We start from the raw sequence: 15320 nt of genomic DNA on the forward strand, positions 1-15320 counted from the left end.
ACACATGGCTCTTACGCTCCCCTCTATCATAGGCCCCCACGGCTTTATGTCTTAGGTCTATACTATAAGCTGATGGCATCATCTCACGATCGCTAACTTCATCTTTCTATTATGTCCTAACTCTCCCTTTCACTGCTATAGAAAAAATACAGCCAAAGGTGGCGATCGCCCTTTCTGAGGATCTCGATCCAGCCATTTTATCCGCATTGAGAGCCACCAACACCCAAGTGTTTTTAACCGGAAGAGATGGAGCCATTCAATGGAATTCTCAACGAGGATTTAGCACAACTTCTAATTCACAATCTCAGAACGATTTTGCATTTTGAATCAAATAATCCCTTAACCAAAGTTCATTTATGGGTTAAGGAGTTGAAAAGGGCGAAAATGATGCGATCGCCTATTCTCCATTACCCCAATGGCTCCGGTAAGGTGAGGTGGCGTGGGTGAACAAATTTACCCTCAAAGTTGAGAGCTTTGTCTTGGAACGTGCGAGCGTTGGACAGATCTTGGCGCAGTTGGGCCCGATCCAGAGGGTCGGGGGTGTCGGCGATCAGGTGGATGAGGAGGCGGGTCGCCAGATCTCGTCCAGAGACTTGGATACGTTTTTTGGTGGGGTTGAAAAGGATGCCGTACCAGAGGGATTCAGAGCGATCGATGTGACTGAAGCCGCCTTGAGTATCGTAAGGGCAAAGTTGGCTAAAGATGCGGGTGAGGCTGATGTGATGCTGATACACGAGGATACCGATCGCGCGAACGAGGGCAATTTGACCCACAGGGCGAAACAACATATGACCTTCACCATCATAGCTTTCAAAGCTGAACCGGCGCAGGTCAGTACTCAACGCTCCCATTTCTAAGGCTTGGTAGCTGGGCAGAGTAGCAAGATAGTCAAAGAGGGTGGAAAAAGTGGCCAGAGCTTCTTCGAGTTCTTCGTCTTCCGGGCGTAGGGGAATCAGGCCTTTTTCCGTGGTTTTCCAGTGGAGATAGGGATGCTGGAGATAGGCTTCAGCCATGTCTTTGAGGGCAGGGAGGGTGGTGAGAACGGTGGATTTAGTCGAGACGGTGGTGCTATCGAAGTTCACCCTGGGGTAGCGATCGCCTTTTGCTTTCAGCAGGGGGTGGTTAACAGCAATACGACGGGCGACAATAGAAAATCCGTCATCTTCATTCAAGAGCGCCAGTTGACCAGCACTCAGGCGCACCGCCATCAGGTTGACATGGACAAAAATCGAGCGGATGCGACTCCTAGCTTGGTCGCGGGTTTCGCCAGCGAGAACGGCGGGAATAATTTCTAGACCGATGGTTTCTTGGCGCAGGCTTTGCAGTTGACTGGGAGTGATGGGGTAGTGCTGGCAGAGATCTTCGGCTGTGATGCTCGAGCCAGTGGGCTTTTTGTTTTTCTTATATTTGGGTAGGGAACCACTACGGATCAATTCCATCAAACCTTGGATACCCATCAGCCGATGTTGGCCGTCGAGGGCAAAGATAGAGAAACTAGGGTCGACATTGAGTAGTCCCAGAGTTTGGTCGCGGTTAAGGGGAGTAAATTGGGCGGCTGACTCAGTGGCGAGATCTCCATTCCATTCTGGAGCATAGGGTTCTTCGATCCAAGGAGCGCCGATCGCCGCGAGCAAAGGAGGGAATTTGTGGTTGGGACGGACAGCGAGATATTGGGCTAAGGGAGCTTGGCGCGACCAGTCGAGGGGGCGCTGTTGCAGTTGTTCAATGGTTTCAGCATCCCGGATCGGATTATGGGTTTGGGGGTCAATTTTTTTTTGAAATAGGGGCAGTTGGTGGGCGAAACGAACCCGATTAGAGAGCCATTCGAGGGTCACAGAGGCCAGATAGGCTTGGCTTCCTCCCATTTGGGTTTTTTGTACGAAGAGTTGGTGCGGGTGGCGATCGAGTTCGTCGAAGAGGGTCATTGGGGAATTAAGTAATGAGTAATAAGTGGGGGAATTAAAGTTAAAGTTGATTATCTCATTGATATCAGCCTGTTGTTTAACCAGCATTGTGGCCTCTGCACGGGTCTGCGTGCTTTGTGTCCTCCTATTCCCTGCTCCCCATTCCTTATTCCCCATTTTTAGGCCAGGTTTAGCGGTACAATAGCCTACGGTTAGCTAAAACGGCGGGAGAGCAACGCGCTCTGCCGTTATCAAGTGTTCGTTATTCTCCCCTGATCATGCCTAAAGTTCTCGTTTGCGACCCTATCGATCAAGCTGGAATTGATATCCTATCTCAAGTTGCTCAAGTTGACATCAAAACTGGCCTTCCGGTTGAAGAACTCATGAAAATCGTTCCGGAATACGATGCCCTCATGATTCGCTCAGGAACCCGTGTCACCGCAGACATCATCGAAGCAGGTGTACAACTGAAAATCATCGGTCGTGCTGGGGTCGGGGTTGATAATGTAGATGTTCCCGCAGCAACCCGCAAAGGGATTATCGTCGTGAATTCACCAGAAGGCAATACGATCGCCGCTGCTGAACATGCTCTAGCCTTAATGCTATCCCTGTCCCGTCATATTCCCGATGCTAACGAGTCCCTGAAAAATGGCCAGTGGGAGCGAAAAAAGTTTGTTGGCACTGAAGTCTATAAGAAAACCCTAGGAATTGTTGGATTAGGCAAAATTGGCTCCCATGTGGCCACAGCCGCTAAAGCGATGGGAATGAAGCTCATTGCCTTTGATCCCTTTATCTCCGCAGAACGGGCGGATCAATTGGGCTGTCGGCTGGTGGATATGGATGTTCTCATGCAAGAATCCGATTACATTACCCTCCACATTCCCAAAACTCCAGAAACGGCGAATTTAATTAATGCCGAGTCTTTGGCAAAAATGAAACCCACTGCCCGGATTATTAATTGTGCCAGAGGGGGGATTATTGATGAAGTTGCCTTAGCTGAAGCCTTGAAAAATGGTCAAATTGCTGGTGCAGCCCTCGATGTATATGCCAGCGAACCCCTAAGTGAATCTCCCTTGATGAAATTAGGTAAAGAGGTGATTTTAACGCCCCATCTAGGCGCTTCCACTACGGAAGCCCAGGTCAATGTCGCGGTTGATGTGGCCGAACAAATTCGGGATGTGCTTCTGGGACTGCCTGCACGCTCGGCAGTGAATATTCCCGGACTGCATCCGGATGCATTGGAACAGTTGCGCCCCTATTTGCAATTGGCGGAAACGTTGGGTAATCTCGTCAGTCAGCTTGTGGGAGATCGCGTCGAAAGCCTCAATATTCACCTACAAGGGGAACTTGCCAATAACCAAAGTCAACCCATTGTCATTGCCGCACTCAAGGGTTTGCTCTCACGAGCGCTGCGGGAGCGTGTTAATTATGTAAATGCCTCTATCGAAGCTCAAGAGCGAGGCATTCGCGTGATTGAAACCCGTGATGCCAGTATCTGCGATTATAAGGGTTCTCTGTTGTTGCAAGCGAAAGGCCCCTCAGAAGAACATGAGGTAACCGGTACACTCCTGGGTGATGGCGAAATTCGGATTACTATGGTTGATGGATTTCCGATTAACGTACCGCCCAATCAACATATGCTGTTTACCCGTCACAGAGATATGCCAGGGATTATTGGTAAAATTGGCTCTCTGTTAGGTAGTTTTAATGTCAATATTGCCAGTATGCAAGTCGGACGGCAAATCGTGCGCGGCGATGCAGTCATGGTACTGACGATTGACGATCCCTTACCTGAGGGTATTTTAGAGGAAATTCTCAAGGTTGCTGGAATTCGGGATGCCAATACAGTGATGTTGTAGTCTTTAGGGACGTAGGAGCGAAAAATTTTTCGCCCCTACAGCCTGGGTTGAAGTACAGAAACAGGGTTGATCCGATCGCCCAACAGACCCCAATTAGGTTAGGATGAGACCTAATTAAGCAACCGTGATGGGCACACCTGCAAGCCAGCAACCATGAAAGCCTGGGAATTTCTGATTCAAAAAGACGGCGATCGCGCCTGGTTACCCCTAGAACCCCCTAGCGTAGAAGTTTTAGAGGGACAATATCGTTTAGTCCTGCGCTCTAGCTATCCGCAAACGGCGATCGCCATTCACCTCAGCTACCAATTGCAACCCTCCTCCCCTCCCCAAGTTCAAACCCGTCAGCACCACACCAATAAAGAAGGCCTGATGGTCGTCTTTCCCTACACTTACCTGAAACCAGGACTATGGGAAATTGCTTGTATTGCCCATCCTCCAGATCGACCCCCCCAAAGCTATCAAGTTTCCCTAGAATCGTTATGTCTAGATCCAGAACCAGATGAAGTAGAAGAAGAGATAGAACCCGAAGCACCCCAAGAACCCGAAGAATCCGAAGAATCCGAAGCCTATGATAGTAGCTTCTTTGACGTTCCTCCTCCCCCAAAACGACCCAAACCGACCCCAGTTTTAGGCTCTTCATCATCCTGGGAAAACCTGGATCTGTCCTCCCTGGAACTCATTCTCGATCGCACCATGTATGTGCAAACCAGCAACACTCCCATTACCATAACAGGGCAGTTACGCAGCGATCGCCCCCAAACCTTTCCCCAACCCATCGCCCTGCAACTGGCCGTTACTCTGCAAAATCCCCAAAACTTGGAAATTCTCCAAGCACTTAAGCACCAGCTTATTGTGCAAAGCCTACCCATCCCCTTTGAATACAGCTTTAACTTACCTCCCTTAACCTCCCTGTGTTTTATCCTCGGACAAGCTCAACTCTTTGAGTCCTGGATAACTCCAGCTCTCCCCGCTCAAGTCCCCCAAGCTCCCCCAACACCCCTCACCGAAATCCAATTTAGTATCACTACCGGTTTGCAACAACTTATGGAGGCCATTACCAATCGACGGGATACGGAAGAAACGACCAAACCATCCATTCTTCCCTTCCCTCTAACGAGCGACCCCATACCTCCACCTGCCACTGTCAACCCTCCCGCCGTCAACCTCGACTTATTTAACATCGCTAAAGAGTCCCCACCAGAGACCGATCAACCCTGGAAAGCGTCCGCATCCCCTTCTCTTCCTCCCCAACTGTTTCCCCCCTCTGACTCTCCCAAAGTCAAATATCTGCAATTACCCTCACTCCAAGGCATCCAACCCCCTCCCGATCGCAATTTACCCCAACTTCCCCCTTCATCTGAATCCCCCAAACCAAAGCTCAATCTCACCTTACCCCCCCTGAATCTCAATCACCAAGCCCAGGAAGAAACGCCCGAACTCCCAGAAATCTCTCCCCCTTCCCCCGTAGATGAAGCATTTCACTCCCTACATCTGCAAGATAAATTTAGCGAGCGACTCAACGATCTAGCTAAAGAAGCAGAAGATTGGGTAGAAGAGAATACTGACTCAGAAGAAGAAGAGGCGATCGCGGCAGACTTTGAAGAAGATAATGTGATTGAAGGCGAGTTAGTCGAAGAGGACTCTACCCATAGTTTAGAAGGTACCGCCAGTTTTCCCTTGCTCCTCGCGCCAGCAGAAGAGTCCCAAGAAATTGTCTTAGATCGGAGCTACGCCCAGCCAGATATTGGATCTGAGGCTCTAGAAGAACCATCTGAACCAGAAGCCCTATCTTTTCCAGCTCCTTTACCGACTCCCCTCTTGGAAGCGCCAGAGCGAGATTGGATCGCTGAAGAAATTATTCCCATTAAAGCCTCTTTAGCCACGCGATCGCCCCATATCCACATTAAATACTGGTTAGTAGATGCCCAAACCCGTACCCTCTTAGAAGAACCGCGCTGGATCGTCGATCTAGTTCCGGATGGTCGAGATCGTCGCAGTATTGTATTTAACTTTACTGTTCCTAAAGGAGCCATGGAAATCCAATTTGAGGCGATCGCCGTCGAACTGATTGACCAACGGGAAAGCCATAAAACCAGTTTCCGCCGCCTGATCGTTCCCCCCAACTTACACCAAGTCACATTTGAAGAACTCGAACCCTAGGGCAATTCCTGGTGCAATTGCTAAACTAGGAAAAATCTCATCAGTAACTCGTAACCCATGTCCTTAATCTCCAAACTTTCCTGTATCAGCCTAACCTCCCTCCTGGTTAGCTTCATCTCCCCTGCATTAGCTCAACTTCCCCTTACTCCTGCCAGTTTTGAAGACTTCCTTCCCACCCTGTTAACGCCCCTCGAACAACAAGCTTATCAGGCGATCGGACAAGAAAAAGCCCTAGAATTAGCCCAACAAACATGCAGCGCCTTAAACTCCGGACAAACCCTCGAAGAACATATAAACACGGTAGCTCAACAACTTGCTACAGAAGGCGTTACCGAAGCCCAAGCCCAAGCTGTTGCTGGATTCAGTAGCAAAGTCATTGTTGCTGGCATTGCCACCCTTTGCCCCGAACACCTCACCAACTTACAACAGCTCGAAATTCCTCTTCGTTAAAACACTCACCAATCAACAGGGAAAAGCATCTCATTCTCTGTTCTAAATCACTAATCCCCAACTATGTCCATTATTCTCACGCTGACCGTTGTTGTTCTTGGTTTAATTTCTTTCATTAGTGAATGGCTTCCTGCCGATATTACCGCTCTCTCCATTGCCATTGCTTTAATGTTACTGGGACTGGTCACTCCTGAAGAAGGAATTTCTGGCTTTAGTAATCCTGCTACAGTCACCGTTATGGCCATGTTTATCCTCAGTTCAGGAATTACCAAAACCGGCGTGATTCAAGTTGTTCGGAACCGGATAATCCGTTGGGCAGGAAATAATCCCTCTCAGCAAGTTTTCGTCATGGGTTCAATTGTCGGGCCCATCTCAGGATTCATTAATAATACCGCAATTGTAGCCATCTTTTTGCCGATTATTGAAGAATGGAGTAAACGCCAAAAAATTTCACCCAGTAAGCTGCTCATTCCCTTATCCTATTCCACAATTTTAGGCGGATTGCTCACCTTAATCGGCACATCAACAAATATTCTCGCCAGTGGTGTATCGGCTCAACTCGGCTATGGTGAATTTTCAGTCTTTCAGTTTACCAAATTGGGAGTATTAGTATTTATTATTGGTCTCACCTATTTAGCTTTAGTCGCGCCCAAATTACTCCCCGATCACCAAACCTACCTCGTAGGAGAAGATTATAACCTCAAAGACTATGTCAGTGAAGTCGTCATTAGTCCGCGATCGAGCTTAATTGGCAAGACGTTACAAAGAACCAAAATTCAGCGTAAGTTTGACTTAGATGTACTCGAAATCATTCGTGATAAACAGCGCTTTTCCCAACCTCTAGGAGATAAAGTGCTAAATGCCGGTGATATTCTGGTGATTCGGAGCAGTCGAGAGGAATTACTAAAAATTCGAGAATCCAGAGGGCTTGAAATTTTGGCTGATGTCAAATTTCAAGAACAACCTATCGAAAAAGTTATTGCTTCAGGAGAAGAAAAAATTGCAGAAGTTCTCATTTTATCTAATTCACGATTGATTGGAACAACCTTAAAAGAGTTGCGATTTAGACAACGCTACAATGCGACCGTCTTAGCTATTAGAAGAGGGGCAGAATTTGTTCAAGGACGACTCGGTAAAATACGATTGAAATTTGGAGATTTGTTATTGGTTCAAGGGCCAAGACAGAGTTTTTTGGGTTTACAAACGACCCGCGAATTGCTGGTTTTAGAAGAAAAGCCAGTAGATATTTCAAGGCGACAAAAAGCAAAAACAGCCCTGGGAATTACAACCGGAGTAATTTTGTTAGCCGCTTTTAATATCTTGCCGATCTTAGTCAGTTCTTTAACTGGCGTAGTGTTAATGATTATGACGGGATGTTTAAAACCAGGGGAAGTTTATGGGTCTGTGCGCTGGGATGTCATTTTCCTCTTAGCCGGTTTAATTCCTCTAGGTATAGCGATGAATAAATCTGGGGCAACTCAATGGTTAGCTCAAAAATTAATTCATTTAGGAGGGAATTTTTCAGGTTATTGGATACTGTTTTTTTTCTTTATTATTACTTCCCTGCTCACCGAAATTCTTTCCAATAATGCCTCCGTTATTCTGATGTTACCCATTGCGGTAGAAGTCGCTAAAACCCTAGACTTAAACCCTTATGCTTTCATGTATGCGGTTGTTTTTGCCGCCTCCAATAGTTTTATGACTCCGATTGGATATCAAACGAATGCCATGGTGTATAGTCCAGGAGGCTATAAGTTCTTTGACTTTACCAAAGTAGGCGCACCCTTAAGCATCTTAATGATGTTTACGGTTCCCTTATTGATTAACTTTATCTATGGTTTATAGGGAATGGGTAATCGGTAATGGTAAGCATTCCTTACGCACATAAATACAGTGTCGCGTGGCTTCACTGAGCGGAGTGACAAAGGCATCTATCCAGATTAACTTTCCTCTAAAACTGTTTAGGGTTTGGTTGAAGGTTTTTTCCTCGTCCTGAGTCCAGCGCCCTCGATATAAAATGACTAGCCCCCCTGGTTTCAAAAAGGGAAAGGCATACTGTACACAGACTTCAGCTTTGGCTACAGCTCGGATTAAACAAAAATCATACTGTTGATAATAGTCCGGTTGATGATGGATCTGTTCGGCTCGGCCCACAGTAGCCCTAATATTGGGTAACTTTAGGGTGGCGATCGCCTCTTCTAAAAACAGGATCTTCTTTTGCGTACTATCGAGCAAGGTTAACTCTAATTGCGGATAAATTGCTCCTAAACTAAACGCCACCGGAAATCCCGGAAATCCTCCCCCAGTGCCAATATCCAGACCTCGTAGGGGTCGATCTGTAGCCCAAGGTTGGAGCGGTAAATCTTGCGGTTGAGAGGAAGATAGAGCAAACGCCAGAGGGCGAATAGAATCCCATAAATGCTTTTCCCAAAACTCGGTTGCTTCCGTAATGCGGGTTAAATTCATGTGGCGATTCCCCGCTAAAATTAAGCCATAGAGCTGCTGGAATTGATCTAATTGGCTGGGGGTCGGTTGCCAACTCATCGTCTGTTCCCAAATCTCCAGAGAAGGAGGTAGGGGGGGAATGGATTGGAAAATCTCCATTGGTCACAAGTTAAGGTTGTCAGCTAGTTGTCAAGGAGGAGGCCATAGGCAATAGGCATTTGTAACAAGTTAACGCTGTAAGCTAATCGATGCCATGGAACCAATAACAAGGGGGCTAAATTTCCTAGCCCCTGTAACACATCAGGAATTAACCTGATTGTCGCAATTTACGCTTCCTCGTTGTTTAACAAGTTCTGAATCTGATTTAAAGCGGCTGCACCAATATTGAAAAGGGCCCATCCTCCAGCTATCGCTATCGGTAGCAAAACGACGACTACACGCCAATCCATAGTGTTCTCCTCCAAATTCAGTAAAGTTTTTTATCGATTTATCTTACTTCTAGTTTTACCGCAAAGTGAGACGCTTGTGTACTCTCAATTGCTTATGTCCCCAAATCTGGGAAACAGTCGTGAATAGCTGGATGGACAATATGATTATTCTTGATATTCACGCCCTTGGCTAAAGCAGGATTTTGCTTCAGAGCACCAACTCCTGCATGGGCTAATTGCAACACATAGGGCAGCGTCGCATTATTCAAGGCTTGGGTTGCTGTCCAAGGCACTGCTCCCGGCATATTGGGGACACCATAATGGACAACCCCTTCTTCTATATAAATGGGTTGGGTGTGGGAAGTGGGGTGTAGAGTTTCGATACATCCCCCTTGGTCAACGGAAACATCAATCAGCACAGAACCCGGTTTCATTCTCCCCACCAAACTACGGGAAACTAATTGAGGGGCACGACGACCTAAGACTAAGACCGCACCAACAAGCAGATCTGCCTGGGGAACCACTCGTTCAATTTGGGCCGAATTGCTATAGAGCAGTTCCACTCTTGAGTCAAACAGGGTTTCTAGCTCTGCCAGGCGCTCCACATTAATATCTAGAATTTGGACTTTGGCTCCCATTCCTATGGCAATGCGGGCTGTTTCTGTACCAACGACACCGCCGCCAAGAATGACGACTTGTCCGGGACTAACTCCTGGAATACCGCCTAATAGAACTCCTCGGCCTCCCTGTTGTCGCTCTAAGAAACGGGCCCCAAACTGCACAGATAGCCGGCCAGCAATAACGCTCATGGGGGTGAGCAGGGGTAGGCGACCATCTGGTAATTCTACGGTTTCATAGGCGATCGCCAACGTTCCTGATTTTATTAATTTTTCCGTTAAGGGGCGATCGGCCGCCAAATGCAGATAAGTAAACAATAACTTTCCAGAAGTCAAAAACCCATACTCAGAAGCTAACGGTTCCTTTACCTTCACCACCAACTCCTGATCCCAGGCCAGATCTGGAGAAGGGACAATTTTTGCCCCCACATCTAAGTAATCTCCATCCGTGAACCCAGCCCCGTCACCGGCTCCAGTTTCCACAAAGACCTGATGACCCCGTTCAGTCAACACCCGCACACTACTAGGGGTGAGTCCCACCCGAAATTCTTGATCTTTCCGTTCTTTAGGAACTCCGATATCCATCAATTACCTCTTCATGCTGAAATCCCTCTAGATCCAGCTTATATCAATTAAAAATTAAAAATGGGTAAGTTGGGTGCAGATTGGCTGACTACGAGGGGATACTGGACCTAGAGGCTTCTGCCTTTCCTACTTCCTATTCCCTCTATTCCCTGGGGAATAGCCTGTATTACTTAGGATCTAAGGTTTGAAGTTGTACTCCTCCAGAAGAGAGATGTGCTATATAACTGCTCTAGGGTATCCCTGATTGAGCAGAAAGGACTCAAATAGCATTATAATTAGGGAAAATATTAAGAATTGTAAACTTTAACGACTTTTATCCTCAATGATGGTTGAACTCAAACCCACTGTATCCCCTAAACTCCCCCAACCCAAACTTGGATTTAACGATTATGCCGAGCGCCTCAATGGTCGAGCTGCCATGGTCGGTTTTATCGTCACTCTAGTTATTGAATATGTTACCGGACAGGGTGTTCTAAGCTGGTTAGGATTAAATTAAAGGGGAAGGCAATAGGCCCAGTCTCTTGTGAGCGCGAATCTTCATAGAGAAGCGATCTGAGTACAACAAGTAGGGGCAAAAAGATGCAAGCCCCTACTGCCTTTTCTAGAGCGCTTGGCGCTCTAGCTAATCCCGATTATCCTCCATCGGATCGTAGATTAGCTCTTCCTCTTCCAAATCTAAATCCATATCAATCGCTGGCTCGGCCTTTTTCGCTTTTCCTTTCGGGGTTTTACGCTTTTTCGTCCCGGTCTTCTGGGCGTTCGATTTTGGATCTAAGCGGTAGGCTGTGCGGTCATCGACCACCAAATCCTGCAAATCATCCACATCCGATTCTGAATCATCAAACATCGGATAGGACATATTCCGGCCAGTCGGGGGAGAAAACTCATCAGACATCACCCCATATTCGGAATCATCCGACTCACCCGAATATCCATGGCCAGGCAAGAAGCTGTCGGATAGACCCGATCCCACAATTTCGTCATCGAGATCCCCCCTCGTATCATAATCGGGGGCAATTTGGCCCCTAAACCCATCCTCATAGGCATTAAACCCAGTTCCGGCTGGAATCAAGCGCCCGATAATCACATTTTCCTTTAAGCCCCTCAACCAGTCCGACTTACCCTCGATCGCCGCCTCCGTCAGCACCCGCGTCGTCTCCTGGAAACTCGCCGCACTAATAAAGCTATCCGTGTTCAAAGAAGCCTTCGTAATCCCCAGCAGCACCGGAGTATACCGAGCCGGCGCTCCCCCCGTAATCGACATCGCCTCATTCACTTGCTCCACTTGGTATAACTCCATCAGTTCCCCCGGCAACATCGTCGTATCTCCCCCATCATCCAGGCGCACCTTAGAAGTCATCTGCCGGACAATCACCTCAATATGTTTGTCCGCAATATCAATCCCTTGGGACTGATACACCCCCTGCACCGCATCCACCAAAAACTGTTGCACCTCAGCCAAAGCCGCCATCGCCGCCTCGTAATGGGACATTCCCTGCTCCAAATACCAGCCGAACTTAATCTCCAGCAGTTCGTGGGGATTTTGTTGGCCATCAGAAATCGGGCCTCCCGCTTCGACTCGTTCCCCTTCCACCACCATTAAGCTCTGGCCCGGCAGCAGCGTATACGTCGTCAAAGTCCCATCAATTTCCACAACCCGGATGGCTCGCACATCATCTTCCCCTTCCACCGTTTGGATTTCCCCAGGACGACGGGCCAAAACACAAGCCTCCTTCGGTTTGCGCGCCTCCAGCAGCTCCTCAATCCGGGGCAGACCTTGAATAATGTCACCGGTTTTGGCCCGCTCAAACACCAGCAGCACCAGTTTATCCCCCCGTTGCACCAGTCCCCCATCGCCCAGGTGCAGAACCGCACCCGGAGAAACTCGGTACGGACGAGCCGTACGCAGCACCAGAGTTTTGTCCGTCGGGTCAATGAACTCAACCTTGCTCGACTCTGGAAGCCGAATGCCCGGCGCAACCTCCTCTCCCGCCACCAGTAGGTCTCCTTCCTTCACCTGGATCTCGTCCATTTGCTCTTCCAGATCTAGGGTTCGGCGATCGCTCCCTCGAACCACCAGCAACCGCCGAACCTGCTCATCCTCCTCCCGCAGCCCAGCAATTTCCCCCGGGGAATTACACAAAATCTCCGTCGAAGCAATCACATCCCCAGCCCCAACTTCAGCCCCATCTTCAACCAACAGTTGCGTCCGGATTTGTCCTTGGGTTAGGTCTGCTATCCCTTCCCGGCGAATCAATAGAGACTCCAAAATCACCAACTGGAGGCGCATCACTTCAATCACCTCCCCCTCCTCCGTGGTTTCGTTCAACTCTGGAGCCGGCACCAGTTCAATATCGGCCACCAGTTCTAAGCCCTCCAAGGAACTTCCTTTCGCACTCGAGGTCTCACCCGCATAATCCGGGTTAATCTCCAGGATTAAGTGGGTGCGCACCAAGTCTACGCCTTGAACGGATTTAATCCGCTCGCCATCTTTGTAGGGCAACCGTTGGGCGGTGCGCAGTTGGATCAGGTCTTTTTCGCCCGTGGAGGTAGACGGCCCCGGAGGACTATCCGAGACGGGGTACTCCGCCACCGGGCGCAACAGGGCACCCATGCCTTCTGGGGTTTGGACGATTTCTAGGGTGCAGAGCTGCTCGACCTCTTGGCCCATGACCACTTCTGGAGGACGAACGATGCCTTCGGTAGGCATCTGTTCGGGGTCGGTAATCAGATGGAGTGTGCCCGGTTTAATGATGATTTCCCGCAGGATGTCGTTTTTCTGCACCACCGTGACGATGCCAGAGGTTTGGCAGAAGATATCTTTGACCACTTCCGTTCCGGCTTCGACATATTGGCCGTCTTCGACCATCAGCAGGGAAATATCTTTGTTGACTTCATGGGACTCTTCCGGAATCCAGAGTAGGGTTCCCCCTTTGACCACTTCTTGGCCGTATTTGCTCGTGCCGCTGCGCCGTTTCGTTTCAATGCCAGCATAACGGACGGTTCCACCGGTGAGGGTGCGATAGCTCTGGTCAATCAGTTCCGCGACGACCTGGCCAGAGGTAACTTTGCTTCCGGGGGTGGCGAGCAGGGAAAACTGCTCGCCCTCGCGGGTCGTGATCAAGTAGATTTCCTTACTACCTTTGTCTTTAATGGTGACCGTTGCTTGGTCTAGAGTGACTTGGGCAGTAATAATTTCTACTTCACGCCCTTCCGGTCCCTCCGGCAGGCGCACCAGTCCACCGTGTTTGGTGGTGATGGTACTCATGGCCAGGACATCGAGCGATTGCACCCGGTCTTGGTTTTTGACCACGGGTTTGGCATCGGAAGGCAGGTTATAGACTTCTCCAGATAAGACCCAAATCAGGCCTCCTGTCCGGGCAATAACGGTGGTTGCTCCTTGGCGATCGCGTTTTTCTTCCGGAATGATGCCTTCAAAACAGACCTCTCCGGCAATGTCGGTGCTGACATCCTTCGTTGCCCGCTCCGTCGAACGGCTTGCCGCCCTCGAAGGAGGCGTATTGGCAATAATCGTCCCCGGCTTAATCATCTGCCCATCTTCCACCAGCAGACGAGACCCCGCACTGATGGGAATTTTGTGGATATTATGTTTCTTCTTCTGGTCAAGAGCGCCCGCACTCTGCTCGGTCTCTTCGCCCTCCAACTCCCGGATTTCCACATCCACAATCAGCTCGAGTACACCTCCGGTTTCTACCCGAATTTCTTGGCCCTGTTGGGTTTTGATTTTACGGGTTTTGACTTCGGCATAGTTGATTTTGCCCCCAGTGGGAGCGAGGATATCTCGGGCAGCCCCGGAGAATACCCCCCCCGTATGGAAGGTTCTCATGGTGAGCTGGGTACCGGGTTCGCCGATGGATTGGGCGGCAATAATTCCCACTGCTTCACCCAAATCGACGGGGGCATGGTGGGCCAAACTCCAGCCGTAGCAAGCCTGGCAAACGGAGCGGGCGGCTTCGCAGGTCAGGGGAGATCGCACTTTGACCGTTTTCGTGTGTTTGGCCACTGCTTTGGCTAGGTCTTCACTGAGCCAATCATTGCGCTTGGCCACCAACTCCCCGGTTTCCGAGACCACCTCTTCAGCCAAAGAGCGACCCAACAGGCGATCGGCTAGGGGAATCAGGACGCGATCGCCCTCGCACATGGCTTCGACGGTAATTCCCCGGGCTGTTCCGCAGTCGAGTTCGCGAATAATCACATCTTGGGAGACATCCACCAAGCGCCGGGTTAAATATCCACTATCTGCCGTCCGCAGGGCCGTATCAACCAGACCTTTTCTGGCTCCGTAGGAGGAAATAATATACTCGGTTACCGTTAACCCTTCCCGGAAATTGGTTTTAATGGGCAAGGAAATAATTTCCCCCTGAGGATCGGCCATCAGCCCCCGCATTCCCACTAACTGACGCACCTGGGAAATATTCCCCCGTGCCCCAGAAAACGCCATCATATACACGCTATTCAGGGGATTGGTCGCCTTAAAATAGCGGACCACTTCATCCTTGAGGGCTTCACTGGTGGAGTTCCAGGTATCAATTACCCGTTGAAAGCGTTCTACTTCCGTAATTTCACCTTTAGAATAGCGCAATTCAATTTCGCGGATTTGTTCTTCAGCAGCTTCGAGTAATTCTTGTTTGGATGGAGGAATCTGCAAATCATCTACACTGATACTGACTCCAGCACGAGTGGCGAAGCGAAAGCCCAGATTTTTGAGCCGGTCTGCCATTTGGGAAGTTCGAGCGCTACCGTATTGGGTAAATGCAGCAGCAATCAGTTTTTTCAGTTGGCCTTTATCAATAACGCGATTTTTGAAGATCATGGGAATTAGGGAATGGGGAATAGGAAATAGGGAATAGG

At 49.1% G+C, this 15320-nt stretch carries 11 protein-coding genes; 5 read left to right on the top strand and 6 right to left on the bottom strand.

The genetic code is table 11. From position 1 onward, the window contains the following. Positions 1-109: 109 nt before the first annotated feature. A complete protein-coding gene (locus tag J7545_RS21545) occupies positions 110-256 on the bottom strand; it encodes a hypothetical protein (RefSeq protein ID WP_318720118.1) in 147 nt (48 codons plus the stop codon). A 151-nt stretch (positions 257-407) separates the two neighbouring features. Continuing rightward, positions 408-1925 carry a DGQHR domain-containing protein gene (locus tag J7545_RS21550; protein ID WP_318699489.1) on the bottom strand — a complete coding sequence of 506 codons (1518 nt, stop codon included), beginning with the start codon at positions 1923-1925 and terminating at the stop codon, positions 408-410. 257 nt (positions 1926-2182) lie between these two features. Between J7545_RS21550 and serA the strand changes: the two genes are divergently transcribed. The 4 genes from serA (at position 2183) to J7545_RS21570 (ending at position 8218) form a co-directional block, all read left to right on the top strand. Beyond that, complete coding sequence (gene serA / locus J7545_RS21555; RefSeq protein ID WP_318699488.1) at positions 2183-3763, top strand: phosphoglycerate dehydrogenase; 1581 nt, start codon at positions 2183-2185, stop codon at positions 3761-3763. 153 nt (positions 3764-3916) lie between these two features. Next, positions 3917-5923, top strand: coding sequence for a hypothetical protein (locus tag J7545_RS21560; RefSeq protein WP_318720119.1), 2007 nt, complete (start codon positions 3917-3919; stop codon positions 5921-5923). Between the two features lie 57 nt (positions 5924-5980). Beyond that, positions 5981-6373, top strand: coding sequence for a DUF732 domain-containing protein (locus J7545_RS21565; protein ID WP_318699486.1), 393 nt, complete (start codon positions 5981-5983; stop codon positions 6371-6373). Positions 6374-6436: 63 nt separating this feature from the next. Then, a complete protein-coding gene (locus tag J7545_RS21570; RefSeq protein WP_318699485.1) occupies positions 6437-8218 on the top strand; it encodes an SLC13 family permease in 1782 nt (593 codons plus the stop codon). On the opposite strand, the gene rsmG is transcribed toward J7545_RS21570, so the two are convergent. The 3 genes from rsmG to ald form a co-directional block, all read right to left on the bottom strand. Next, entirely contained in the window at positions 8213-8917 is a 705-nt protein-coding gene (gene rsmG, locus J7545_RS21575; RefSeq protein WP_318699484.1) for a 16S rRNA (guanine(527)-N(7))-methyltransferase RsmG, read from the bottom strand. The genes J7545_RS21570 and rsmG overlap by 6 nt on opposite strands. A gap of 227 nt (positions 8918-9144) precedes the next feature. Next, positions 9145-9267 carry a photosystem II protein Y gene (locus J7545_RS21580; RefSeq protein ID WP_318699483.1) on the bottom strand — a complete coding sequence of 41 codons (123 nt, stop codon included), beginning with the start codon at positions 9265-9267 and terminating at the stop codon, positions 9145-9147. 92 nt (positions 9268-9359) lie between these two features. Then, entirely contained in the window at positions 9360-10448 is a 1089-nt protein-coding gene (ald, locus tag J7545_RS21585; RefSeq protein WP_318699482.1) for an alanine dehydrogenase, read from the bottom strand. Between the two features lie 322 nt (positions 10449-10770). Here ald and J7545_RS21590 point away from each other — a divergent pair, with 322 nt between their 5' ends. Beyond that, positions 10771-10944 carry a hypothetical protein gene (locus tag J7545_RS21590; protein ID WP_318699481.1) on the top strand — a complete coding sequence of 58 codons (174 nt, stop codon included), beginning with the start codon at positions 10771-10773 and terminating at the stop codon, positions 10942-10944. Positions 10945-11070: 126 nt separating this feature from the next. Here the strand turns inward: J7545_RS21590 and J7545_RS21595 are convergent, their stop codons facing one another. Then, complete coding sequence (locus J7545_RS21595) at positions 11071-15282, bottom strand: DNA-directed RNA polymerase subunit beta' (protein WP_413038561.1); 4212 nt, start codon at positions 15280-15282, stop codon at positions 11071-11073. Positions 15283-15320: the final 38 nt, after the last annotated feature.

The organism is Roseofilum sp. SBFL (assembly GCF_017746885.1).
Classification (GTDB): Bacteria; Cyanobacteriota; Cyanobacteriia; order Cyanobacteriales; family Desertifilaceae; genus Roseofilum.